Source organism: Aquimarina longa SW024 (assembly GCF_001401755.1).
GTDB lineage: Bacteria > Bacteroidota > Bacteroidia > Flavobacteriales > Flavobacteriaceae > Aquimarina > Aquimarina longa.
In genome coordinates this window covers 59,747-84,083 of sequence record NZ_AVQK01000023.1, presented here as the reverse complement: position 1 = coordinate 84,083, position 24,337 = coordinate 59,747, and the positions used below count along the sequence as shown (strand labels likewise).

Below are 24,337 nucleotides of genomic sequence, written 5' to 3'. Positions count from 1 at the left end.
TTAAAACCTATGAGATCTAATTACAATTCATTCAGAAAACATATAATAGTATCTCGTGTTTTTGTTCTAATTTTCTCTACTATTTTTTTTTTGTTCTTTTTTAGCTTCTAGTATAGCTTTACGAACCTCTTTTCTAGCGCTCATTGCTTCTTTTCTGGCGATATCGTGTATTTTTCGAGCTTTCTCTATAGCTTTTCTTCGAGCTTTTTCTGCTTTCTTTCTTGCTTTACTTGCCGTATACTTTGCATGCTTTTGTACTCGTTTTGCATGTTCCTTAGCTTTTCTAATATGGATTTCTCTATGTTTTTCAATTTCAGCTCTTGATCTTTCGATTTCTCTCATCGCTTCTTCACGTATTTCATGAGATCTTTCCTGTACTCTATGTACTTCTTCTAATATAGCCTCTCTAACTTCTCTAACTTCTCTAGCTTCTTCCATAGCAATCATTCTAGCTTCTTCGGCTTCTTCCATGGCAATCATTCTAGCTTCTTTGGCTTTTTCCATAGCCATAGCTTTTATCTCTTCTACTTCTTCTGCCATTGTCATTGCTATTTCTTGCTCTGTTTCTATCGTTGCCAACGCTACTTCATTTTCTATATCTTCCATATCGATATCTACCGAATGCGAAAATGGTGCTAGAGGTGCAGTTGGCATTGGTGGAGATGGAATAACATTTTTTTTATCTTTTTTTACTTTTAGCGCTAGTGGAGTAGAAGTATGACTAGTCTCCTCTTTTTTCATTTTTAGAGTTTCCGGAAGTGGGGGAGGAGGAGGTATTAAATCATGACCACTAGGATTTGCTTTATATAATCTTGTTTTTCTGTATGCTTCATTAAGTTGCTGAACAAATGCATCTTCTGAATTCATAATCTGAATATCAAACTGAAATCTGCTAAGTTCATCATCATCCCATTGTTTTGTCATATCGTCTATAGTACTTACAAAATCAGAGAATTTTGTAGCAGTACCATTTACTGTAATCTGTTTATTTTTGATACGGATTTTAATCTGTTTATCAGAATCTGTTTGCGTTACGGGCTCTGTGTACTGAGGATTCTTCTGCTGTGCTATAATTTTGTTATTAAACAGTAACATGCAGCCTAGAAGGATAGGTAAGAGCAGCAGTAATCGAGCTGCTGCTCTGGTTCTAGAAAATTGTTGTGACATCATAAGGATTCGTTTTTTGGTTAATGAATAATTAATAGGACTCGTTAATACAGTTTGATGAGTACTGCTTGGATAATTAACAAGTATGTTCATATAATGAGGTATTGAAAATTGTTGTTTCAATACTTTTTGATCTGCAAGAAATTCATGGTTTAATCGAATTGATTTTTTAATTAAAAACCATAGTGGATTGAACCAAAAAAGTATTTGTAAAACCTCAACAAGTAAAATATCTAATGTATGTTTTTGTTGTACATGAGTTTTCTCATGTAATAATACTTCTTGTGGGATAACCTTTTTCTGAAATTCTTTTTTGGGAACAAATATGTATTTTAAAAAAGTGTGTGGTATGATTGTGTTACTAAGAAGGACATTAATATGCGAAGGTTCTTTTAAATTTTCATTTCTTCTTACCTTTTTAATCAAATTAGATATGTTTTTTATAAATCTAATAGCAAAAACAAGAACACCTATCCCGTAAACAGTCCATAGCAATATAAGAATATAGTTTATAGAAGCTTCTTCTGGTTGTATCCGGTCTGTTTGTGTTACATAAGTTATAGGGTGTTGGAACTCATCAGAACTAATTGTAGCATCAGTTGTATATGTTATCGTAATTAGAGGAATCGTATATGCAAAAACTAAACTAAAAAGGAGGTAAAATCTTTTAAAATGATGCATTTGTTCTCGTTCTAAAAATAGCGTATAAAAACCCCATAATAGCAACAGACAAAGAGATGATTTTAGGATGTATACAATCATTTTTTCTGTTTTTGGATTTGTTCATCAACTATTTTTTTTAGATCCTCTAATTCTGAGGTAGATAAGTTCGTTTCTGAAGTAAAAAATGATGCAAATTGTGAGGCAGAATCATTAAAAAAATTCTTAATTAACCCATTTACATGCTTAGAAAAATAATCAGTTTTTTTAACCAACGGATAATACTCTCTTGATTTACCATACAGGGTATACGTTACAAAACCTTTATCGGTCATTCTCTTAAGTAATGTAGCTACTGTTGTAGTTGCAGGTTTTGGTTCTGGGAAAGCATCTAATATATCCTTCATAAAAGCTTTCTCTAGTTTCCAAAGATATTGCATTACTTGTTCTTCGGTTTTTGATAACTGCATTGTTCTACATTATTAGAGTTTATTCTACAAATGTAGAGTATTATTTTATATTTCCAAAAAAAATCAAAAAAAATAGACTTGATAAGTAGGATGTCTTAATCAAGTCTATTTAAAAAAAAGGAAAAGATTATTGAGAAATAACAGCCTTGTTTCCTTTTCCTTCTTGTTTTATTATTGCTGATAATGCAGTTCCATTTTGTATAATTGTCAACGTATTAGTAGTTCCATTTTGTGTTGTATTGATAGTGTTAAAATCACCTTTTTGGATTGCACTAGTATTATTTAAGAATCCATCTTGGATAGAGGTTATTGTATTTTCATTTCCTTGTTGTAGTTGCGATAATAAGTGTTTTTCACCATACTGCACACCTTCTATATTATTACGTATCCCTTCTTGAGTTTGTGTAATCTTATTAATAAAAAATCCACTTTGTATTGCTATGGTTTCATTAAAGTCTCCTGTTTGATTTTGTGTCACACTAGATCTATATCCTTCATTAGTTATAGTTGCTTTATTATCGTTTCCTTTTTGAACTTGAATACCATTAATATTCAGCCCCAGACTAGTTACAGAAGCATTATTCCTTAAACCTTCTTGTTTTTGGTTAATGGTACCTCTACCCTCTAGACTTGCATAAGTCTGATTATCTTCTCCTTTTTGATATTGAGTAATATTAGAAAACATTACTCCTCCTGTTGGTTTTCCTTTTTGAATAGCAGTTGCACTATTTTTTATTCCATCCTGATTTTGGGTGATTATAGCCGGAGTCGTATTATTCTGTTCGGCATATACTTGATTAAAGTCTCCTGTTTGATTTTGTGTAATAGCATACCCATTTTTTTGGATTGCTTTTGCTATATTTTGATTACCGATCTGAGATTGATCTATTTTTAATTCTTCAAAACCAAATCTAAAAAGTGATTGACTAGCTTCCATAATGTTATCAGCCCCCTTTTGATATTGTACAATACTATTTTTAGTAAAATGCCCTTCTGATTGAGTTGCTTCTGCTCTATTATTTTCTCCATTTTGCTTCTGGTCAATTATATTATTGCTTCCAAAAAATGATTCTTGAGAAGCTTCTGCATGATTAAACTCACCTTCTTGATTTTGTACAATACTTTGTTGACCATCATTACTAGATTGATTTGCTTCTACGGTATTAAACTCTCCATTCTGTGATTGAACAATAGTATTCTTACTATTTTCGAAAAATAATTCATCTGTTCCTTGAGTAGCAATTACACGGTTATTACTTCCTATCTGTGTTTGTGTAATTTCACTTTCTAAAATATTAGAATATTGATATGCTTCTGCAGTATTAAATGATCCTAACTGATTTTGATTCACTTTATTAAGATTTCCTTGTTGTATAACATATACACTATTGTCATTTCCAGTTTGGGTTTGATCAATCATACCATTTTCTGCCAATGTACCTTCTGTACCTTGCTTTACTTCTGATTTATTAAGATCTCCATCTTGGGTGATCATTAAAGAATTCTTACTTCCTTTTTGTAAAGTTTCTATCTCATTGTTTTTACCTGTCTGGTTGGTTTCTGTAACATTAGTTTGAGCAAAAGTGAATGTTATGCTTAATAAAGCTGAAAGACCTATTGTCATTTTTTTCATTATTACATTTTTTAGGATTGAAATTGATTTTAAGAATATATTGTTAGTGTAAAAGAACATATGTGTGCAAATTGTAAAACAAGAAAAGTATAGAGGAATTATCTTTCTATGAATTTACAATGAAAAAAATGAAAAGGAATAATGTATTCTATATTTTCGATAAAAAGAGCTAGTTATTATTGTTTTAATAAGCTATTTCTGTCAAAACCAGAAAAACATCTAAATAATAGTAAAAAAGAATAGCGTTATTCTGATTAAAAATCAAGATAACGCCATTGCAGTATTTATAGATTGATACTATTAAAAAATATAATCAGTCTCGAAGTAAATTTTGAATCTTATGCATTTAATTCTGTAAAATATTTATAGAAAAGAGGAATCGTTTCAATTCCTTTTAAGTAATTCCATACCCCAAAATGCTCATTAGGTGAATGGATTGCATCACTATCTAACCCAAACCCCATTAGGATTGTTTTACTTTTTAATTCTTTTTCGAATAAAGAAACAATCGGAATACTTCCTCCACTACGTTGTGGTATTGGAGTTTTACCAAAGGTATCTTGGTAAGCTTTGCTTGCAGCTTTATACCCTATGTTATCGATTGGGGTAACATATCCTTGTCCTCCATGATGTGGAGTTACTTTTACAGTTACTGCTTCTGGTGCTATACTCTCAAAATGTTTTGTGAATAATTCTGTAATATCTTCCCAATCTTGATTAGGGACTAAGCGCATAGAAATTTTGGCATAGGCTTTACTAGCGATAACAGTTTTTGCCCCTTCTCCGGTATATCCTCCCCAGATTCCATTTACATCTAATGTAGGACGGATAGAATTACGCTCATTAGTAGTATATCCTTCTTCTCCATACACTGCATTGATATCTAATGATTTTTTATAAGCATCCAGAGAGAATGGTGCTTTTGCCATTTCTGAGCGTTCTTCTGTAGAAAGATTTTCTACAGCATCATAAAAACCAGGAATAGTAATATGATTATTTTCATCATGTAATGATGCAATCATCTTTGTTAAAACATTAATAGGGTTAGCAACAGCTCCTCCATATAAACCACTATGTAAATCTCTATTAGGACCTGTTACTTCCACTTCTACATAGCTTAATCCTCTAAGACCAGTAGTAATAGAAGGAACATCTTTAGCAATCATTCCTGTATCACTAATTAAGATGACATCATTAGCCAGTTTTTCTTGATGTTGTTCTACAAACCAACTTAAACTTTTGCTACCTACTTCTTCTTCTCCTTCGATCATAAATTTTACATTACAAGGTAGTTGGCCCGTTTTGGTCATTAACTCTAATGCTTTGACATGCATATACATTTGCCCTTTATCATCACATGATCCTCTAGCAAAAATAGCCCCTTCAGGATGAGTTTCTGTTTTTTTGATTACGGGCTCAAAAGGAGGACTATCCCATAGATTTATTGGATCTGGTGGTTGTACATCATAATGTCCATATACTAATACAGTCGGAAGGCTTTTATCTATAATTTTTTCTCCATATACAATTGGGTATCCAGGAGTCTCACATATTTCTACAGCATCACAGCCTGCTTCTTTAAGGCTTTTACTAATTTCGGCAGCTGTTTTTATTACATCATCCTTATAAGCGGCATCGGCACTAACCGATGGGATTTTAAGTAGTTCTATAAGTTCGTTTATAAAACGATCTTTATGTTCTTCAACATATGATTTTATATTTTGCATAGTATTCACTTATTTTTCGTCTAAAATACTAAAACTTTATATTTTTTAAGAAGGTTCTTTTTTATTTAAAAGTATTGTGTATATTTGCACTCACTTTTACAAAAAGTCCTAAGTATTGTAAAAGGTAATAATGCGGGCGTGGTGGAATTGGTAGACACGCTAGACTTAGGATCTAGTGCCGCGAGGTGTGAGAGTTCGAGTCTCTCCGCCCGCACAGCTTAAGAAAACCCAGATCTTATGATCTGGGTTTTTTTTATAAAAAAATTAAAAATTCTGTATTATAGGTACTTATTGTTATCGTATTTGCGATGGTATTGAGTGCTTTTAAGTCTGGTTTGCTCTACAGCGCAGAAATACACACGTACAATGCCGAAATGTCAGCGTACCGTACAGAAATATGCACATACAATGCCGAAATGTCAGCGTACCGTACAGAAATACGCACGTACAGTGCCGAAATGTCAGCGTACCGTACAGAAATACACACGTACAGTGCCGAAATGTCAGCGTACCGTACAGAAATACCCACTTACATTGCAGAAAGCAGTATTTTAGCTCTCAAAACAGGTGCCACTGTAGCTCGTATATATTAGTATAAAAAACCCAAAGGCAAGCAAAAACAGATTATGGAATATCTTTTAATAATTCAGAAACAGTAATTCCATGAATTTCAGAAATCATATAGAGGGTGTCAATTCTATAGTTTACGCCTTCTTCCCAACGCCAAACACTTTTATTTTCAAGATTATGCTCAATAGCAAAATTCGTATAACTAGTATAACCCGCATTAATTCTCAATTCTTTAATACGCTTACCAATTGTTTTATGCCTTTGTTTCTCCTCGTTAGATGCCATAGAAACAAAAATCTTGTTAAAAAATAAAAATATATGCGTCTAAAAAGCCGACAATTTGTTGCCTTTATCTTCTAAAATTGATTAAACACATCAATAAGATGTAATACAATAGTGATTATGGAGTACTTATTTTATCGTAAAGGATTTACGTAGTACACATGGAACTTGGCAAAAGCAGATTATGGAATATCTTTGAAGTGTTTTTCTTTTAGTTCACAAAAGAAATCTTCAATTGTCATTTTATGAATATTTAAAACTCGTAAGAGGGTATCTATAGTAAAGTTATGTCCTGCTTCCAATCGCCAATACGTTTTACGAGGTAATTCGTGATCATTGGCAAAAGTCTCGTAACTGGAATATTCTGCCCGAAGCCTTAAGGCTCTAATTTGTCGCCCTATTCTTTTTTTGATAACTGTATTGTCTTTCATTCTTCATTACAAAATTCATTATTTAAATGGTCAAGAATTACGCAATAAATGATTCTTTATTGAGTAATATATTGCCCAATAAAAAAAATAATCATATCTTTCGAGAAACAAAAACACATCAATAAGATGTAATACAATAGTGATTATGGAGTACTTATGTTATCGTAAAGGCATTTATGCAGTACACATAGAACTTGGTAAGAACAGGGAATAGGATGAAGTAGAACGCTACGACCTAGAGAAATGGGCTTTTGTTTCTGATTGGCGTATGATAAAGCGGATTAATAATGATATGGATTTTTAGAACGTAAGCTCAGTATGTTTTTGGAAATTTATAGAAAAATGTAAGCACAATAAATTTAGTTTTAACTAGCATTTTTTGTTCCCATGAATAATACCCCATTGCCTATGCCTAAATCACCAAATCCCTACTTATGTGTTTATGGCAAAAATGAAGAATGAAAAAATATAAAAATTAATGTACTGTAATTCATAATCTTATTAAATTGCAGTGCCAAAACTTTTAAAACCAAAAAGAATGTCAAAACTTGTTGCAACCGCAGGTGATCAACACACCTGCCCCATGTATAGTGGCACTACACCACATGTAGGCGGTACAATTATTTCAGGCTCTCCCAATGTTTTTGTAAATGATAGACCCGTAGCACGTATGGGCGATAAATGTATTTGTTCCGATGGTTCAATATCAATTATCATTCAGGGAGAAACAGGGATTTTGGTAGATGGTAAACCCATAGCCTATGTAGGCTGCATGACATCACATGGCGGGGTTATTTCTACAGGGCAACCCAATGTTATTATAGAAACGGCTATGCCTGTAAAAACCTCTCAATTGGTAACGATGCCTATAGAACTTATGCCACCAACACCCGCAAGAACTATGCTCGATAGGATTAATGCGCTTGCTAATTCTAAAAAAGCGAGAGAATCAAAATCAAAACAACAAGAATTAAAAAAGCACGGCTATCTGGTTGATGTTAGTTTTAGTATGTAAATCTGCTGTTTTATGAAAATTGACTATCCTGTATTGCCTTCTTATGGCGACAATCCTACCGAAGAAGAAAAAGAACGCACTATAGCAAGCTATTACGGACATCAAAACCGACATGGTTTTTATCCTGTAGGGAGTAGTAATACGTGGCATGGTGGTATCCATATAGAAGATTTTGGAACAAATGTTAGCGCTATTGCAGACGGTAGAATTATAGCCTATCGCATACCCGAAGAGTATCTACATGAAAAAGATAATAAAGATATTAAATACTCTAACGGTTTTATATTGATGCAACACCAATATACAACCCCAAAAGGGGTAGCACTACGATTTTACAGCCTATATATGCATCTGCAACCCAAAGCAGAAATGCTAAAAAACAAGGGGAAAAGCATACCAGATCTCTATGCAAAATATACCACAAAAGTAAAAACAGCTACTAAAGAAATAGGGTTAAAAGTTAGAGAGTATTGTAAAGATCATAAAACAAAGGATGATGCCAAAGAAAAGGTATTTGTGCCTAAAGGTAGTTTGATAAAAAAAGAAAATATTACCCCACCCAAAGGACATTGGATGGAAAATAATACAAGTTATGTATTTTGTAGTTATCAAGGAGAAATATTAATTGCGCTAAAAAGTTGGACTACCGATCATGGCAAAGACTATTACCAAATAAGCCATACTAAGGCAAAAGATAAAAATACGTTTAATGCCAATGCTCCCAAAGGCACGATGGTGTTTGATGATATCAATGGTACATATATAGGTATGGAATGTGCAGGGACAGCAATTGAAATCGAAAAGACCAAAGAAAAAGAATGGTATAAAATTAAGGACAAAACACAATATGTTATGGTTACCGATTGTGAACCTCTTACCAAACAGATCAAAGATGATGTAGTCTTTAATGATGTGCAGAATGTAGATATGTTTATTGAAGCGGGGCAAGTAATAGGAGTGCCTAGTCATTATGAAGCCAATACCTCAAAAGGCTATACCACTGCACATATAGAAGTCTTTACAGATGATAGCGGCATACACGAGTTTATCAATAATACACAGGATAATGACCGAACCTCTTATGAAGTTGCCAAGGAGCAATTATTACAGGTGGGCAAACCTTGCAATTTTTTAAAAGCCGATACCAAAGTAAAAATCTATCAGACTAAAGACGACTATACCCAAATCGGGTTTGAATCTATAAAAAATATCCAGTTACCTGTTGAAGGTAATATATACACCCCCAACAAAAACGGAAGTAACGGAGAGAAAGGGTATGCTATAGCGCCAAAAGGATATTACATCTATGATTTTGAAACGGTGAATGAGTATTTTTCTAATGCGCTACAAGAAGGTGTAAGCAATATTACACGTATGGCAAATGGAGGTTCGGGTACAGACCCTAATAGAAAAGTAGAGTATATCCACCCAAAAGCAGGCAAAAAATATTGGATAAAAACCAGTGAGGTAACAGGCGAAGCAGGCAATTGGGTGACATTATCACAAGATATAAGCGTTGTGTATGAACAGCAACCCACAGCAGACACTGCTGATAGTAAAGCTAAAAAAACCGCAAAGATTAGAAAAAAAGCCACTACAAAAGATAGTGCCAATACAGAATGGTGGCTCATAAAAACCAAAGACAATGAGCAAGGGTGGGTTAAAAAAAGTGACCTAACCAAAAAGAACCCCTATCATTGGGCAGATTATGGTTGGGAAATACTAGAAGATACAGGCAACCAGTATTTTTATATGTTTGGCGAATATGTAGAAAAAAGCGAACCCCATGATTTTATCAAAAAGATATGGGAGTTAGCCGATAGCGATGGCGATAAAGAACTCTCTAATTATGAGCTGCAACAAGCTGTAAGTACCAAAGATACCATAGACATACTAAGCAAGCTTATTTGCAAACATCAAAGCGAATGGAACACTTGGGCTAATATCAGTGATTTTGAACAAGAATTGATAGACGTGCATAAAAAAGGAATTAATGAAGCGAAAGGCACAGATGACGAGGGGAATGACCTAAAACAAAAACTAGAACAGCAACGAGATGCTAAGATTGAGATGTTTAAAGATAAAATAAAGCATCTTTGTTTTTGGCAAGACATAAAAAATGGCGAAATTGTACCGATGCAAGAGCGCAAGCAAGCCTATATAGACAGTAAATACAACCCAGCACGCAGGATATTCCCTAAAGGAACAAGTGCAACGGAAATACTGCTAGGTAAAGAGTTTGATGAGCTAGAGAAAGAACGAGATAAACGGCAGTTTCCTACAGATTCTAATGTCTATCATTTGCATGCTATTGGATTTATCGAGCAGATGAAAATGATTGTCAAAAAATATGGTATTCGTTCGGGATATAGCATAGGGGAAGCAGTTAAAAAATTACAAGAAAATGTTAAACCTAAACCTATTGGGCAATGTGGAAGGTATGTGAGATACGCTTTAGAAGCTGGTTATGGTTTAGAACGAGATGGTTTACTTGGTAAAACCCCTGGTGCAGCAAAAGATTACGATACCTATTTAACGAAGAAAAAATTTTATTTATTGGAAAATATTAGTGATTTGGAAGATTACAAACCTATAAAAGGTGATATTGCTGTGTTCGTTGCATTTCAAGGAGCAAAGAAATTCCATCAATATGGTCATATTCAAATGTACGATGGAGAAAAATGGATATCAGACTTCACACAAAGAGGATTTTGGGCAGGAGGTGACTACAGGAAATTTAAACCTAGTTTTAAAATATATAGATGGTAAGTTATGAAAATTAAAATTTTAATAATTGTTACATTCATTTTATTAGTTTGTTGTAAGGTTGATAGCCAAAAAAAGAAAGCAATAATTGAAAACAAACAAGAAGATATATCATATTCAATCACGAAAAATGATAGTTTACTTATAGAAAAACTCGTTAGAAAAGTTTACGAATGGAATGAGAAAAATACGACATATTATTTCAATATTGGTGTTGAAGATCAAAAAGGAGAAAAATATATTGGTATTGATTGGAGTATTTATGAAAAAAATAAAAAATTATTAAAAAATAGTGGTTTGTTTTCTGATATTTTTATTGATTCTTACAGAAAAACACTCGAGCAAATTGATAAAAAAGTAAAAAATAAAGAATACGAATATGATTGGTTAATAGGAGAATACCCACCTTTTGGAACTGATGCAAATGAATGGTGTCATTGTCAAGATATTCCTAATGATTATTATTGGAATAATATTGAAATAAAAGATATTGAAGTAACAGGGAACAATACAGTTAGTTTAACTTGGAATTGGGGTAAAGGTAGTAATGGTTTTAACTATCCAATAAAAGTCAAAAAGGAAGACAATACTTGGAAAATGACTTATTTAGATGGATTCGATAATAAGTATTATTAAAAAATAGATATCCCGATAGCATAGATTGTAAATCTATGCCCTGTGATTATAAACTTCATATTAAAAAGATGGAATATTCCACAGATATAGAAAAAATACTAACCCCGTTTATTAATCCTAATTTTTATATAAAACTAGATGTTACAGCCTATAAAAAGCATATCACCTCTTATGAGTGTATGTTGTTAAGTTTTATAAGTTTAAGTAGAGAATGTATAAAGCACGAATTATACAACCCTTCTATTGTGGTTTTTGATTATCAAGAAAAGATTATTTGTAATAGATATTTTAATATAGATTATGTGAAAAATAATTCTGATGATAGTACTAATTTTAGGTTAGAATTAATTGAAGATATAAGAAATGACCGTATCTACTTTATGCTACAAGAAAAATCGAAACCAGACAATGTGGTATTTCATTGGTTAACATATTCGATACCTATTACTACTTTTAGCCATGTAGATTATAGTAATATTATTAATTACATTGTTGATAAGCAGCAGCTAAAAAAAGAGCAAGAGGTTTTAAATTTTGAACTATTGCTACACCGTATTAGTTTTGAAACAGGCACTTGGCAAATTACAAAGACCTAAAATCTAGATGTTTAAAGATAAAATAAAGCATCTTTGTTTTTGGCAAGACATAAAAAATGGCGAAATTGTATCGATGCAAGAGCAAATAATTTTTTATACATTTTTATTTAGATTATTTTCTTATATAAAAATATTTGTTTTTCGATATAAAAAAAATAATGCCAGGTGAAGGTTTCCTGGCATTATAAAAGAATTAAATCGAATGATAATCAACACTTTGTTATTGAATTTTGTCGTCATCTTCTCTATCCTTAGTTTATAGTTCCATTTATAAAGTTTGTCATAGCGTTGCTTTTATCCAAATTTTAAGTGCCGATTTTTTTTTAAGCGTCGGGCAAAGTATTTATAATTCGTTTGGTGAACGAATCTTCAAAAGTTAATGCTTCAAGAAACATTTGAGGAATAAGTTTATTTCCTCGATTTTCACCTGAATAATTAGAAATGAAAGCATTCCAATCACTATTTTTGTTAAGTGACTTTAATCCAATTTCGTACCATTTAATAATATTAGATTGCCAAGCACTTAGCATAGATGGTGAACAAGAAGAGGGTATATTCCAGTTATCTCCTCTTCCTAAATGAACAGAAGTCGCTGAATTTTTCTGAGATGCCATAAATGTTGCACAAGGAAAACAAGAAGATATTTTTGTAGTATTTGAGCTACAGGCTATTTCAAAAAGAAATGAATTCTTGTCGATAGAACTTGCATATTTACTCATAGCTACAATCATTCCATGGAAGCTTTTAAACATCTTTCCTGTACTAAAATTACTTGTAACTTTAGGATTGATATCTTTGACAGAGATTTTTACACCTCCTATTGATATTCCTCCAGAAATTGAAGATTGATATTCAGTTAATAAATCGATTACTTTATTTGAATACTCTTTTGCACTATTATATGCATTTTTTACATTTTCATCATCAGCTCCTCTATATCTAGGAGTATATAATTCTAAATCTGATGCTCCTACTAGCTCTATTTTACTTGCATCTGAATATCCTCCAATATATGCACCATACAAGGGACCTAAATTCATTTTCTTTAATCTAAGATCTAATTGTTTTGCAAGCTTAGTCTCAGTGCTTCCTGTTAACATTGCTATCTCAGTATTGCTAATCCTATTATTTTTTGCAACTATTAGTGGAAATGTTGTTTTTGGTATAGACTGATTTATATCAACGGTCACATATTTCTTTAATTTTTTTTGAACCTTTTGATGCACCGCAAAATCTTTGGGCGACTCATATTGAAATATCGCATTTTTCCCTGTAGATGATAAAACATCTTTTGCATAGCCTACGACTATAATTGTGGAGAGTGCATCTGCTGCTTCTTTTGTCATCACTTTATGGAGTTTGTCTTTAGTGAGGCCTGCTTTTTCTGATTCTGCATCTTTTTTAATGGTAGTGTTTTCTTTGGAATAATTTGTTTCACTTTCAATACTTTCTTTATCACAACTCATTAAAAACATGAAGATAAGAAGAAGTGTTGTTGATCTGTAAAATTTAAAAACTGTTCTCATAATATTAATTTAAATTAGTTAAATGTTTTGCGTTTTAAGCTTGTCAAAATTTGTTTTACCAGAACAAATTTTGACAAGTAAATAAGTATTGGTATCTGTTAAAGCTGGGATTGCAACCGTTATTTCATTTCTGAATTTCCTTGGAATTGCGATAGATGTAGGAGTTCCTTTTTCCAAACTCTTTTCGGTAATTATATTCCCTAGCCACATAGCAGCTTGTCCGGTACTTAAATCTAAAAAAGAAGTTAAGTCAGTACCTGTATAATCAAAAGTTTTGGTTACGCAACTTAAATTCGCACTTGATGCTTTATGTAAATTTATAGGCTTTGATATTTCCATATCTTCAGCAATAGCATCATCTTCAATATTTTCTTTTTGACACGATAACATAACCAAAGCAGATAGTCCTGTTAGGACATAATTAGTAATTTCCATAAATTTTTAAGAGTTAAATGAACCTGTTATAGAATGTAATTAATTTTAACAGGCATACATAATCCTTTGTAATCACAGGACAAAATTAGGTTTACTCCAGCAGCTATTTATAGCGGAAATGTTACATTTTTGGAGTTTCTAAAAAAGAAGTAAGTTTTTGTCAGAAAAATTAAACAAGCCATGATTGGTTGTCAAAAAAACAGAACATCAAGAAACAAAAAAACACTTTTTGGAATAAAAAATACAATTAAGATTGTGGTTTTATAAAAAAATACAGGTATAATATAAGATGAAGAATTCTTTTTTGATCTCATTTTTTAAATCGATCAGAAATTTTCTTTTTACTGAAATTTCATTGAACCTTTTATATAAAGTAGGAATGATAAATTATAACTGGATTATATTTTCAAATCGATTTGGCATAGATTAAGAATTTCCCTATTAAAACTTAAATACTCTTTATTTACAGTTATTGATTTAACTGTCGTATCGGAAATAATAATTTTTGTTAAACTTTAACACACACACTGTTTAACCTCATTATGGCTTTGTCTTAATTTTTATTAGAAGGGCTTTATGATTATGCTATAAAAGTAAATATAGAAAATGGTATATGATAGATTTTTAGGTGTTTAATGTGAGATGTGTTTTGTAAATAAAAAATACCCTTCATTGCTAGTCATGCAGTTATTTTTTTCTACTGAAGATTATTTGTTTGAAAACAATGTTAAATAGAATATGTGATCAGGATCAAATTATACTTTAGATCAATGTGTTATATAGTCAATTACTTTATTTTCGTTAGTAAAAATTCATAAAACACACTAGTTGATCTATATAAAATTTGTTTTGTAGTTATACTCTATAATACTTAGGGTATTTAAACTTTTTGTTGTTTGTTAAGTATGCATCCGAGCAACTACGTTATAATTTTTTATTGATATCTAGGCGGTAGTTCTTCTAGTTTTTGTATACTATGATCTGGTATTTTTTCTAATGTATTAGTTAGCCATTCTCTTGGGTTGATGTTTTTTCTTGTCTCTGGTATAAGTTATGGTTTGTTGTGGGACTTCTTGTGGAATAGTAACAGAGTCTTCAGAGAAAAGAGAAAGTTGATCCACTACCTTCAGAGCAATAAAACTCTCGGATTCAAAACCATTAATTAGCTTGTAGAGCTGTGCTAGTTGTTCTTTTAAACTAGAAATCTCTTTCTTTATATTAGTGTTCTCAATACGTAGAATTGTTTGAAACAAAGGTAGGTCAGCAGAAAGAAACAGAAAAGATGTACTTCCTCAGAGTGATACGAATGGAATGTGATTTTTTGATATTATATTTTTCAAAATTCAGACTGATATATAAAAAAAATAGACCGTTTGTAATAATTTAAACGGTCTAAATAACTTTAATATCTAAGAATATAGTTCCTTAAATTTTTTTGGAGGGATTTTGTATTTGGTTTTGAATTCTGAATAAAAATAAGATAAGCTTTTGAATCCAGAGAGATAAGCAACTTCTTTTATATTGTATTCCTGATTTTGTAACATTTTGGATGCATATTGTAAGCGGTACTGTTTAATGAATCCTATGGCAGTATAACCTGTGTGTTTCTTAATTTTTCTTAAAAAGGTGTGTCTGGTCAGGTTGAGTTCTTTAGAGATTATTTCTACATTTATATCTTCGGAAATATTGGTTTCTATGATTTGTACTACATTGTTTATAAAGCCAGATTGATAACCTTCGACGAAAATAGAAGAAATACTATTCATACTTTTAATAGGCGTAAACTCCTTTAGTTCAACAATTTGATTACATGTTTTAAGTTTTTTCTCTTGGTTTTCTATATCTTTATTTAAGAATAAGTTAAGTAGCAATATTGTGTTTAATGCGTTTATAGTTTTTACAATTTTAGGAAATTTTTTAATTAAGATTAGCTTCAGATATAATTCATTTTTTAATTTGATAGTTACTATTCTAATTAGGGTTTTAAGATTTCTTAAATACATATTAATTGAGGTTTTTGATATTCGCATTAATCGTTTTAAATATTTTTATTATTGTCCGATAAAAAATCACCTTTTGTATCGAATCATAACTAAATAGGGGGTGTTTTTTCATTTCTAAAAAAGACTCTCTTACTTTTGTGCTGTATACAATACGGATTCTAAATTCTAAACGTGTTGAAAGATGGAGACTCTATAATTTAAAGGTTTTTAGTAAACTTAAAATTGTTCTTATGTCTTGTCTCTAAAAGTGAAGCGGTCTTGCATCTTTAATCGGACAATAATATATTTTCATAGTACCATAAGATTGACTTTTTTATGTTTTCAAAAACAACATTTATCTTTTAATCTAATAGTACAAAAAATATTTTCTTATTCAGATATAGGTCTCCATTTTTTTCCATTGTAATTACAATTTTGATTAAAAGTATAAGAAGCATTTTTGTCAAAACATTTTTGTACATAGATTTATTGCCTAATAATTTTTTTAATAAAATTTCAAGAAGTTATTCTTCTGATTTTAATAAAAAAAATAATGGAAAAAATATATCCGTTAAGTGTGTATTATTTTGAATTCCTTACACTAATTGTAACCCCTCAGGTAAAGACACAATTTAAAAACCGTCTCTATGAAGTGGTTCAGTGATTAGTTAATCTGAAGAAGAAGAATTCTGCATTTTTTATCGGTATTTATTTAGGATATAGAGGGATTTTCTTGTTTATGTTTCTTTCTATAAGCATTTGGGGTAGTGTCAGTTATTTTTTTGAAGGCATTATAGAATGTTGACTTTGAGGGAAAACCGCATTCTAGTCCAATAGCTAAAAGGCTGTAGTTATCAAACTCAGAATCTAAAATTATGTCTTTAACGGCCTCAACACGATATTTATTAATGTAAGTTGAAAAATTATCTCCAGTAATTGTGTTTATAAGTTGAGAAACATAGCCAGGGCTTATGCCTAACTTTTCTGCCACTTTATCTCTGGTTAATGTATTGTCTTTATAAATTTGATGATCTATACAGAGGTTTTCTAACTTTTTAAAGTAGCTATTTTCCTTGGTAAAGGATTCTACTAGTGAATTAACCTCTGTAAGAACTAGATTTTTATGATCTGGATTTCGTTTATTTAATAACGCTTTAATTTCTTCTTGATCTCTCGCCAATCTATATTTATAAATCCCTACGTAGGCAGTCCAATGAATTAGTAGTACAGCAAATAGAGGAAGAATCACCGCGATAGGAGTAAATTCATATTCGAAAATCATACCAGAAAGCAGAGTCAAAACCCAAGAAATAAATAACGTAAAAGTTAAAACCCATAGATGGGTAATCCATCTTTTTTCTTGAGTAGTATTAGAAAACTTAATGAAAGTATAGGTGTATATTAAAATACCAGGGATAAACAATACGAGTATTAGGAATTCTATAAGTTCTAAAATTACTATTGAAACTTCAATGAAAAGAGGAACCTCGTATAAATTATCAATTTCAGTAAAAATACTATTAATTAAAGAACAGAAATAGGGTATAAGTAACCATAGAATTTTTTTTGAATGTTTAATAGGGTGATTAACTTTATGAACAACGAACAGAAAAATAAAGACTGGAAAAATAATACTCGAATCTATTAAATCAATAAAACGAAGAAGCGGAATAGTTTTGTATAGTTCAGTATACTCATCAAAAACATAATTTAGTAGCGAAAAGGAAAGGGAAAGAATAGCGTATGTTAAGTATTTATTTGCATCGCTTTTGAATAAGGGAGAATTAAGAACAATAAGACCAAAAACGACTCCTTGAAATATCGTAATAATAAAAAAAGTTAAAATCAATTTTAATTCTATTTACAGGTTTGTTTGATTCAATGTTTTATAACGCGACATATATAAATCGTAACAAAGCAAGTAAGTTTTAACCAATTCATCTATCTGCGCATTTTTATTTCTTATTAAACTTATGCACCACTGCAAAAAGGAAATGATGTTTCGATTCTATACTAAATTGCTCTGATTTCATATATGATGCAATGTGCCTTGAAAGGTAAATATAGTTCAATTAATCGAACGTCCCAAAGTGGGGGCTCTTATGAGGGAGTAACGATCCTAAGTAAAGTAAGAGGTAAGGTCGTTTAGCATAACCGTTACACTAAAGTAAATCAAAATTGTATGGTTAAGGCTGACGAACAGAAACCAAACAAGAAGCTATTAGATCGGATAAGTTAGCCATGTATGATGATGTCCAAAACCAAAAAAAAAGAGGATGGGCGAAGTAGTAGAGTAGATTTGGGAGGCATCAACCAAAGGTTTTAAAGATAGATTGAATGTCGGTGAACAATATATATGTTTACACATTACACTTATCACAAATTCCTTTTGCTAGCATATTAATATCTTCAGGAATAAATCCGTTTGGAAGATTAATTTGTGGTATTTGATGCTCTGTCAAACAAAGAGTTTCTTTGCATTTAGTGCAATGAAAATGCAAGTGTAAATCAGAATGTTTTTCGTGCTGACATAATGCGTATTTTGGGATTCCTGTTCCATCATTAATTTGATGTACCAATCCATTTTGTTCAAATGTTTTTATGGTTCGATACAATGTTGTTCTATCAGATTTTTCGAAATGTTTTTCTGCAGTTGTTAAACTCACTGCGGCATCTCTGGATGCTATAAATTGATAAACTAGAATGCGCATAGCCGTTGGTCGTATATTGACTTTTTGTAATTGTTTTTCTGCGTTCTTCATATTTTTTTTAGTGAGAATGTTCGGTTTCGTTCTTTTTCATTTCAGCCATTAAGTAATAAGCTCCTCCTTGAGCAACCATTATATTTTCTTCTATTTTTTCTATAAAATCAAAAGAGATAAACCCATTGCTCGTAGATTTTATAACTACTTCTTTAGGTGTAAATCCCCAAGTATCGTTCTTTTCTTTTTCTGCTGTAAATACATAAGAAGTTTTTCTATCTTGGAATATGGCATCCTCTGGCAAGGCTTGTTGTAGCACACCTTCGGTAATAATTCGGGCATTAACATACATTCCGGGAATCAAATTTTTATTTTTATTTTCGATTTCTGCATGTACATGCAAAGCTTTAGGTCCTTCTTCAAACGATTTTCCAACAGCATAGATTTTGGCTGTCATTTCTTGATCGCCTAATGTTTCTACATTAAACTTTACCAGTTGTCCGTTTTTTACGTTGCTAATATCTTTTTCAAACACCATTAAATCAGCATGGATATGCTCAGTATTTACTACTTCAAAAAGTGACGTTTGTGGTTGTACATATTGTCCTGATTTGATTTGTACTTTTTCAATGAAGCCATCAATAGGACTGATCACCGGAGCTACTTTTGAAATATTTCCAGATCTTATGTTAGTATACGATAACCCTAGTAATTGTAGTTGATTTTCATATCCTATTGCTAATCCTTTAGCACTTGAAAATACAGATTTTGCCAACTGATAATCTCTACCAGACCCTACTTTTGCATCATATAATTTTTTTTGTCTATTATAATCTTGCTCTAAAAAAGTGAGTTGATTATATGTTTGCAAATAATCCGTCTGAAGTTTAATAATATCTGGATGGCTAATATATACTAGAACTTGCCCTTTCTTTACGAGGTCTCCTTCGACTACTTTAATACTACTAATATTAGCCCCCAAAGTGGTGTTTACAACTGCTTCGTTTTGCGGAGGTACTCCTAATTTTCCATTGACTTCTATAAAACCGCTCATAGTACGTTTAGAAAGCGGTTCTATTTTAATATTAAGAATGTCAATTTGTTTTTGAGTAAGGGTTAATTCTTCCTTGTGCGCTTCTTTATTTTTAGAAACTACATTTTCTGCAACAACATTTTTTTCTATGTTATTACCGTCTACTTTATTTTGATTCTTACAACTCGTTAGACTATTAAGAGTCAGAAATACAATTGCTATATAAATAGTAATCTTATTATTCATTTCTTTAGATATTAAATTAGTGAATTCAGTGCGATTGACTTTCATTGTTTTTTAGTTAAGAAATAGGATAACTGTATCTTGTTTTCTAAATAGATTTGAAGCGTCTTCCAGGTATTAATTTCTAATTGTATAGCAGTCTTCATGTTTTGTAGAAACGCTACATAATCCAGAGCACCTTCTTTATATGATAAAATAGCGCCATTACGTTGTTCAATAGCCAGAGGCAATGCCTCGTTTTTGTAGAACAACCACTTATTTCTTGATTGTTTAAACTCAGAAATTTTTGAGTTAAACCTACTTTTTAACTGTAGTACTTTAGCTTTATTATTGGCTGTAATCATTTCGGTATTAATTTTTGAAACTTTACTTTGTGCTTTTATTGTATTAAAGATGAGTGGAACTTGTATGCCTACTTGATAACTATTAAAACCAGATTGATTTCCTATTTTTTGCAAACCATATTGTGCCGAAATTTTGGGTAGAAATTGTGAGTTAGTAACTTTTTGTTCCGCTTTAGCAACCTCTAATTGCTTCTCCCAATAATTAAATAATGGATGATTTTTTATAACCTCTTCAGAAATTAATATATCACTATCAAATGCATCAAGAGTTGTTACCTTAACTCCATATATAGTCTCGTTCATTGAGAGCCATTGATTTAATTTTTGTAAAGCTATTTGGTAGGTAGCATAAGCTTGTTCTTTTTGAAGTAAAATCAGTTTACCTTGATTAATAGTAGCGTTGTATTCTAATTTTGAAATGGCTTCAGTAGCATATCTCCAATCAATAGCTTTATTCAATCCAGTAAATACAGAGTCAATTTCTGAGCATGATTGATATAGTTGTTTGGCAGTGTAAACTCTCGCCCAAGCTATTAGAACATTTCGTTTTAGTTCTAATTCATTTAATTCTACATTGAGTTCTGCTAATTTAATATTTTCTTTTGCTAGTTTATTTTTTGATGTAATTCCGAAAATATCAATATTGTTTTGCCCTATTCCTAGTATGGTGTATGTTGGAGTATTAGTGTTACCTATTTCTTCGCCAGCTGTAAAAAGCTGAGTGCTCCCAAGATCCCAAGCAGTATTTTTTAGTACGTTCTCTTTTTTTACCAAAAGTCTTGCAGCTTTTAATGAAGGGTAACTCTTTAGTGCGATTGCAACAGCTTCATCCATAGAAATAGGTTGTTGTTGGGCTTTTGATATGGTAAAAAAGCTTAGTAATAGTAGTGTTGCCATTCTTGTTTTAACTTTTTTATGTATCGAAATTTTGATTGATTTTTTATCCTTATTTTCTATCCATTTATATAAAATTGGAATGACAAATAAGGTTAGTAGTGTTGCTGTCAATAGACCTCCAATTACTACGGTTGCTAATGGGCGTTGTACTTCTGCTCCAGAGGTAGTTGATAGTGCCATTGGAAGAAACCCGAGTATGTCTGTTAAAGCGGTTAATATTATTGGACGGATTCTTCTTCGTGTACCCATTCTAATACGTTCATTAATATCTGTAACCCCTTCAGATTTTAGTTCATTAAACCCACTAATGAGGACTAATCCATTAAGAACAGCAACTCCAAATAAGACAATAAAACCCACACCTGCAGAAATACTAAATGGCATGTCTCGTAGCATTAGTGAAAATATTCCTCCAATGGTTGCTAACGGGATTGCTATATAAATCATAACTGTTTGCTTTATTGATTTTAAGGCAAAAAAGATGAGTATAAAAATGAGTCCTAATACTATTGGTACAACCGTTTTTAGCTTACTGGTAGCACGTTCTAAATTCTCAAAAGCGCCACCATATCTTATATAATAGCCTACGGGTAGTTTGATTTCTGCTTCAATTTTTTGTTTGATTTCTTCTACCAAAGATTTAATATCGCGACCTCTTACATTGATACCTACATAAGTTCTTCTATTGGTATTATCTCTACTAATTTGCATTGGCCCTGGTTCATAACTGATACTCGCAACCTCTTTTAGAGGGATCTGAGTGCCACTTGGTAAAGTGATAAAGAGATTTTTAACATTATGTATATCTCTGCGGAATTCTTCTTTTAATCGTACTACTAAGTCAAACCGTTTTTCGCCTTCAAAAATGGTTCCTGCAATACCTCCTGAAAAAGCATTCTGTATTAGGGTATTAAGCTCACTTATTTGTAAACCATATTGTGCAATTTTATCTCGATTATACCGAATAGTAATTTGCGGTTGCCCAGAAGTAGCCTCTACTTTCATGTCGGCAACACCAGCTACTGTTGCAATTATTTTACCCATTTCTTTAGCTGTTTGGGCTAGGATATCTAAATCATCTCCATATAGTTTTACAGCGATATCTTCACGAACACCAGTGATCAACTCATTAAAACGCATTTCAATAGGTTGGGTAAATTCATAATTGACTCCAGGAATTTGTTCTACTTTTTCCTTAATTTTATCAATAAGTTCTTCTTTTGATGATGGGGTTGCCCATTCAGAAATAGGTTTTAAAATTACAAATACATCTGCGATATCCATTGGCATTGGATCTGTTGGAACATCTGCAACACCAATACGACTTATGATGTCTATAACTTCTGGAAAATTATCTTTTACTATTTTTTCAATTTTAGTTGTAGTGGCTATAGTTTCGGATAAAGAACTCCCTGGTTTTAGAATAGCATGAAACGCTAAATCACCTTCATCTAATTGAGGAATAAATTCACCTCCCATTCTGGTAAATGCAAAAACGGCTAATGATAGCAAAATAACAGCAGAAACTACAACTGATTTACCTCGTTTTATAGCTTTAACAAGACCGTTTTCGTATATATTTTCTAACCAATGAACTATTTTATCTCCCCAATATTTTTTCTTGATTTTTGGGATTCTTAAGAATACTGAAGTAATCATTGGTACATAAGTTAAACATAATACCATAGCACCAATCATAGCAAAAATGAATGTTAACGCCATTGGAATAAACATTTTTCCTTCAATACCCTCTAATGTTAAAATAGGAAGAAATACAATGAGAATAATAAATTGACCAAAAAAGGCTGTATTCATCATTTTCGAAGATGCCATATAGGTTATCTCGTCCCTAGTTTTATCCGTTATAGTTTCTTCCTTTTTTATTCGTTGATATAGGAAGAAAACGGTGCTTTCTACAATTATCACAGCACCGTCTACTATAATCCCAAAGTCAATTGCACCTAAACTCATTAGGTTAGCCCATACATCAAAAATATTCATTAAAATAAAAGCAAATAGTAATGATAACGGAATTGTTGATGCTACTACGATGCCTCCTCTCCAATTTCCTAAGAAAAAGATTAAAATAAAAATGACAATTAAAGCGCCTTCAATTAAATTGTTTTTTACGGTTGAGGTTGTATTAGAAATAAGTTTACTTCTGTTTATAAAGGGCTTAATCGTTATGCCTTCTGGTAAAGATTTTTGGATTTCAACGATACGTTCTGTTACTGATTCAATAACAGCATCTGTACTGGCACCTTTTAGCATTAAGATCATACCACCAACAGCCTCGCCTTCGCCATTTTTAGTTAATGCACCATAGCGTGTAGCAGTTCCAAATTTTACGGTACCAATATCATTAATTGTAATAGGGATATCGCCTTTGTTGGTAACTACTATATTTTTAATATCATTTAAGGTTTTGGCTAGCCCTTCTCCTCTGATGAAATTGGCTTGGTGATTTTTTTCTATATAAGCACCACCTGTATTCTGATTGTTATTTTTTAGAGCTTTATAAACATCATTGATGGTTAAATTAATCGCCTTTAATTCGTTAGGGTTTATGGTAACTTCATACTGTTTGATGCTTCCACCGAATGCATTAACTTCAATAACTCCAGGAACCATTGCCATTTGTCGTCGGATAATCCAATCTTGAATGGTTCTAAGTTCTGTAGCATCATATTTGTCTTTGAATTCTGGAACTACCTCTAAGGTGTATTGATAGATTTCTCCCAAGCCTGTTGAAATTGGTCCCATAAAAGGTTCTCCAAAACCTTCGGGGATGTTGGCTTTTATCTCGTTTAGTTTCTCAGAAACTAATTGTCTTGGTAAATAGGTGTCCAAATCGTCACTAAATACAATGGTAACTACTGAAAGGCCAAATCTAGATATCGAGCGAATTTCAGTTACTTCGGGTAAATTAGCAACAGCTACCTCTACAGGGTAGGTAATAAATTGTTCAATATCTTCTGTTCCCCAATTGGGAGCTTGGGTAATAATCTGTACCTGATTATTAGTAATATCCGGAACAGCATCTATAGGTACTTGTTTAACACTATAGATACCACCTGCAATTAATACAAGTGTAAACAATGCAATAACAAACTTGTTATTGATTGAAAACTCAATAAGTTTATTAATCATGTAATTTTAAGTTTAATTCAATAGAAAGAGGTGTCTTTGGTATAAGACTGAAAAGGATATAGCTATCCTATA

At 31.7% G+C, this 24,337-nt stretch carries 20 protein-coding genes and 1 tRNA gene; 6 read left to right on the top strand and 15 right to left on the bottom strand.

What is annotated here, in order from left to right:
• Positions 1–66: 66 nt before the first annotated feature.
• The 4 genes from N456_RS05110 to N456_RS05095 all read right to left on the bottom strand — a co-directional run bounded on the left by N456_RS05110 (position 67) and on the right by N456_RS05095 (position 5,657).
• Complete coding sequence (locus tag N456_RS05110) at positions 67–1,929, bottom strand: M56 family metallopeptidase (protein WP_082422437.1); 1,863 nt, start codon at positions 1,927–1,929, stop codon at positions 67–69.
• The gene (locus tag N456_RS05105) at positions 1,926–2,297 is read right to left on the bottom strand and encodes a BlaI/MecI/CopY family transcriptional regulator (protein ID WP_062054596.1); all 372 of its coding nucleotides are present in this window, start codon (positions 2,295–2,297) and stop codon (positions 1,926–1,928) included. Before N456_RS05105 ends, N456_RS05110 begins: the two co-directional genes overlap by 4 nt.
• A 127-nt stretch (positions 2,298–2,424) precedes the next feature.
• The gene (locus tag N456_RS05100) at positions 2,425–3,930 is read right to left on the bottom strand and encodes a hypothetical protein (protein ID WP_062054594.1); all 1,506 of its coding nucleotides are present in this window, start codon (positions 3,928–3,930) and stop codon (positions 2,425–2,427) included.
• A gap of 338 nt (positions 3,931–4,268) precedes the next feature.
• Positions 4,269–5,657: a dipeptidase gene (locus N456_RS05095; RefSeq protein WP_062054592.1), complete on the bottom strand. Its 1,389-nt coding sequence runs from the start codon at positions 5,655–5,657 to the stop codon at positions 4,269–4,271.
• Between the two features lie 132 nt (positions 5,658–5,789).
• Between N456_RS05095 and N456_RS05090 the strand changes: the two genes are divergently transcribed.
• Together N456_RS05090 and N456_RS24020 are read left to right on the top strand one after the other, a co-directional pair.
• Positions 5,790–5,871, top strand: a tRNA-Leu gene (locus N456_RS05090).
• A 160-nt stretch (positions 5,872–6,031) separates the two neighbouring features.
• Positions 6,032–6,250 carry a hypothetical protein gene (locus tag N456_RS24020; RefSeq protein WP_148639195.1) on the top strand — a complete coding sequence of 73 codons (219 nt, stop codon included), beginning with the start codon at positions 6,032–6,034 and terminating at the stop codon, positions 6,248–6,250.
• A gap of 31 nt (positions 6,251–6,281) precedes the next feature.
• Here N456_RS24020 and N456_RS05085 read toward each other — a convergent pair whose 3' ends face one another.
• Positions 6,282–6,512 (bottom strand): helix-turn-helix domain-containing protein, encoded by a 231-nt coding sequence (locus N456_RS05085; protein WP_062054590.1) that lies wholly within the window; start codon positions 6,510–6,512, stop codon positions 6,282–6,284.
• Positions 6,513–6,691: 179 nt separating this feature from the next.
• Entirely contained in the window at positions 6,692–6,940 is a 249-nt protein-coding gene (locus N456_RS05080) for a helix-turn-helix domain-containing protein (protein ID WP_062054588.1), read from the bottom strand.
• Positions 6,941–7,478: 538 nt separating this feature from the next.
• Between N456_RS05080 and N456_RS23630 the strand changes: the two genes are divergently transcribed.
• From N456_RS23630 to N456_RS05060, 4 genes are all read left to right on the top strand, one after another.
• Entirely contained in the window at positions 7,479–7,955 is a 477-nt protein-coding gene (locus tag N456_RS23630; RefSeq protein WP_082422435.1) for a PAAR domain-containing protein, read from the top strand.
• A 12-nt stretch (positions 7,956–7,967) separates the two neighbouring features.
• Positions 7,968–10,724 carry a GW dipeptide domain-containing protein gene (locus N456_RS05070; RefSeq protein ID WP_062054586.1) on the top strand — a complete coding sequence of 919 codons (2,757 nt, stop codon included), beginning with the start codon at positions 7,968–7,970 and terminating at the stop codon, positions 10,722–10,724.
• Between the two features lie 3 nt (positions 10,725–10,727).
• On the top strand, positions 10,728–11,357 hold the full coding sequence (locus N456_RS05065; protein ID WP_062054584.1) for a hypothetical protein: 630 nt from the start codon (positions 10,728–10,730) through the stop codon (positions 11,355–11,357).
• A 68-nt stretch (positions 11,358–11,425) separates the two neighbouring features.
• Positions 11,426–11,953, top strand: a complete 528-nt coding sequence (locus N456_RS05060) for a hypothetical protein (protein WP_062054582.1) — start codon at positions 11,426–11,428, stop codon at positions 11,951–11,953.
• A 323-nt stretch (positions 11,954–12,276) separates the two neighbouring features.
• Here the strand turns inward: N456_RS05060 and N456_RS05055 are convergent, their stop codons facing one another.
• The 9 genes from N456_RS05055 to N456_RS05020 form a co-directional block, all read right to left on the bottom strand.
• Positions 12,277–13,479, bottom strand: coding sequence for a hypothetical protein (locus tag N456_RS05055; RefSeq protein ID WP_148639194.1), 1,203 nt, complete (start codon positions 13,477–13,479; stop codon positions 12,277–12,279).
• An 18-nt stretch (positions 13,480–13,497) separates the two neighbouring features.
• Entirely contained in the window at positions 13,498–13,914 is a 417-nt protein-coding gene (locus N456_RS05050) for a hypothetical protein (protein WP_062054578.1), read from the bottom strand.
• Positions 13,915–14,848: 934 nt separating this feature from the next.
• Positions 14,849–14,941 carry a transposase domain-containing protein gene (locus N456_RS25340; RefSeq protein WP_420834722.1) on the bottom strand — a complete coding sequence of 31 codons (93 nt, stop codon included), beginning with the start codon at positions 14,939–14,941 and terminating at the stop codon, positions 14,849–14,851.
• Complete coding sequence (locus N456_RS05045; protein WP_062054576.1) at positions 14,916–15,167, bottom strand: IS66 family transposase; 252 nt, start codon at positions 15,165–15,167, stop codon at positions 14,916–14,918. Before N456_RS05045 ends, N456_RS25340 begins: the two co-directional genes overlap by 26 nt.
• Positions 15,168–15,323: 156 nt before the next feature.
• The gene (locus N456_RS05040) at positions 15,324–15,917 is read right to left on the bottom strand and encodes a helix-turn-helix domain-containing protein (RefSeq protein ID WP_158447828.1); all 594 of its coding nucleotides are present in this window, start codon (positions 15,915–15,917) and stop codon (positions 15,324–15,326) included.
• Positions 15,918–16,608: 691 nt separating this feature from the next.
• Positions 16,609–17,745 (bottom strand): helix-turn-helix domain-containing protein, encoded by a 1,137-nt coding sequence (locus tag N456_RS05035; RefSeq protein ID WP_062054572.1) that lies wholly within the window; start codon positions 17,743–17,745, stop codon positions 16,609–16,611.
• A 511-nt stretch (positions 17,746–18,256) separates the two neighbouring features.
• Positions 18,257–18,658: a Fur family transcriptional regulator gene (locus tag N456_RS05030; RefSeq protein WP_062054569.1), complete on the bottom strand. Its 402-nt coding sequence runs from the start codon at positions 18,656–18,658 to the stop codon at positions 18,257–18,259.
• Between the two features lie 7 nt (positions 18,659–18,665).
• Positions 18,666–19,922, bottom strand: a complete 1,257-nt coding sequence (locus tag N456_RS05025; RefSeq protein ID WP_205410252.1) for an efflux RND transporter periplasmic adaptor subunit — start codon at positions 19,920–19,922, stop codon at positions 18,666–18,668.
• Positions 19,919–24,265, bottom strand: coding sequence for a CusA/CzcA family heavy metal efflux RND transporter (locus N456_RS05020; protein WP_062054566.1), 4,347 nt, complete (start codon positions 24,263–24,265; stop codon positions 19,919–19,921). The genes N456_RS05025 and N456_RS05020 overlap by 4 nt, the downstream gene beginning before the upstream one ends.
• Positions 24,266–24,337 lie beyond the last annotated feature (72 nt).

Excerpts from the sequence above, each read along its gene's own strand:
- N456_RS05110 (WP_082422437.1), bottom strand. The coding sequence starts at position 1,929 with ATGATTGTATACATCCTAAAATCATCTCTTTGTCTGTTGCTATTATGG.
- N456_RS05105 (WP_062054596.1), bottom strand. The coding sequence starts at position 2,297 with ATGCAGTTATCAAAAACCGAAGAACAAGTAATGCAATATCTTTGGAAA.
- N456_RS05100 (WP_062054594.1), bottom strand. The coding sequence starts at position 3,930 with ATGAAAAAAATGACAATAGGTCTTTCAGCTTTATTAAGCATAACATTC.
- N456_RS05095 (WP_062054592.1), bottom strand. The coding sequence starts at position 5,657 with ATGCAAAATATAAAATCATATGTTGAAGAACATAAAGATCGTTTTATA.
- N456_RS24020 (WP_148639195.1), top strand. The coding sequence starts at position 6,032 with ATGTCAGCGTACCGTACAGAAATATGCACATACAATGCCGAAATGTCA.
- N456_RS05085 (WP_062054590.1), bottom strand. The coding sequence starts at position 6,512 with ATGGCATCTAACGAGGAGAAACAAAGGCATAAAACAATTGGTAAGCGT.
- N456_RS05080 (WP_062054588.1), bottom strand. The coding sequence starts at position 6,940 with ATGAAAGACAATACAGTTATCAAAAAAAGAATAGGGCGACAAATTAGA.
- N456_RS23630 (WP_082422435.1), top strand. The coding sequence starts at position 7,479 with ATGTCAAAACTTGTTGCAACCGCAGGTGATCAACACACCTGCCCCATG.
- N456_RS05070 (WP_062054586.1), top strand. The coding sequence starts at position 7,968 with ATGAAAATTGACTATCCTGTATTGCCTTCTTATGGCGACAATCCTACC.
- N456_RS05065 (WP_062054584.1), top strand. The coding sequence starts at position 10,728 with ATGAAAATTAAAATTTTAATAATTGTTACATTCATTTTATTAGTTTGT.
- N456_RS05060 (WP_062054582.1), top strand. The coding sequence starts at position 11,426 with ATGGAATATTCCACAGATATAGAAAAAATACTAACCCCGTTTATTAAT.
- N456_RS05055 (WP_148639194.1), bottom strand. The coding sequence starts at position 13,479 with ATGAGAACAGTTTTTAAATTTTACAGATCAACAACACTTCTTCTTATC.
- N456_RS05050 (WP_062054578.1), bottom strand. The coding sequence starts at position 13,914 with ATGGAAATTACTAATTATGTCCTAACAGGACTATCTGCTTTGGTTATG.
- N456_RS05040 (WP_158447828.1), bottom strand. The coding sequence starts at position 15,917 with ATGTATTTAAGAAATCTTAAAACCCTAATTAGAATAGTAACTATCAAA.
- N456_RS05030 (WP_062054569.1), bottom strand. The coding sequence starts at position 18,658 with ATGAAGAACGCAGAAAAACAATTACAAAAAGTCAATATACGACCAACG.
- N456_RS05025 (WP_205410252.1), bottom strand. The coding sequence starts at position 19,922 with ATGAAAGTCAATCGCACTGAATTCACTAATTTAATATCTAAAGAAATG.
- N456_RS05020 (WP_062054566.1), bottom strand. The coding sequence starts at position 24,265 with ATGATTAATAAACTTATTGAGTTTTCAATCAATAACAAGTTTGTTATT.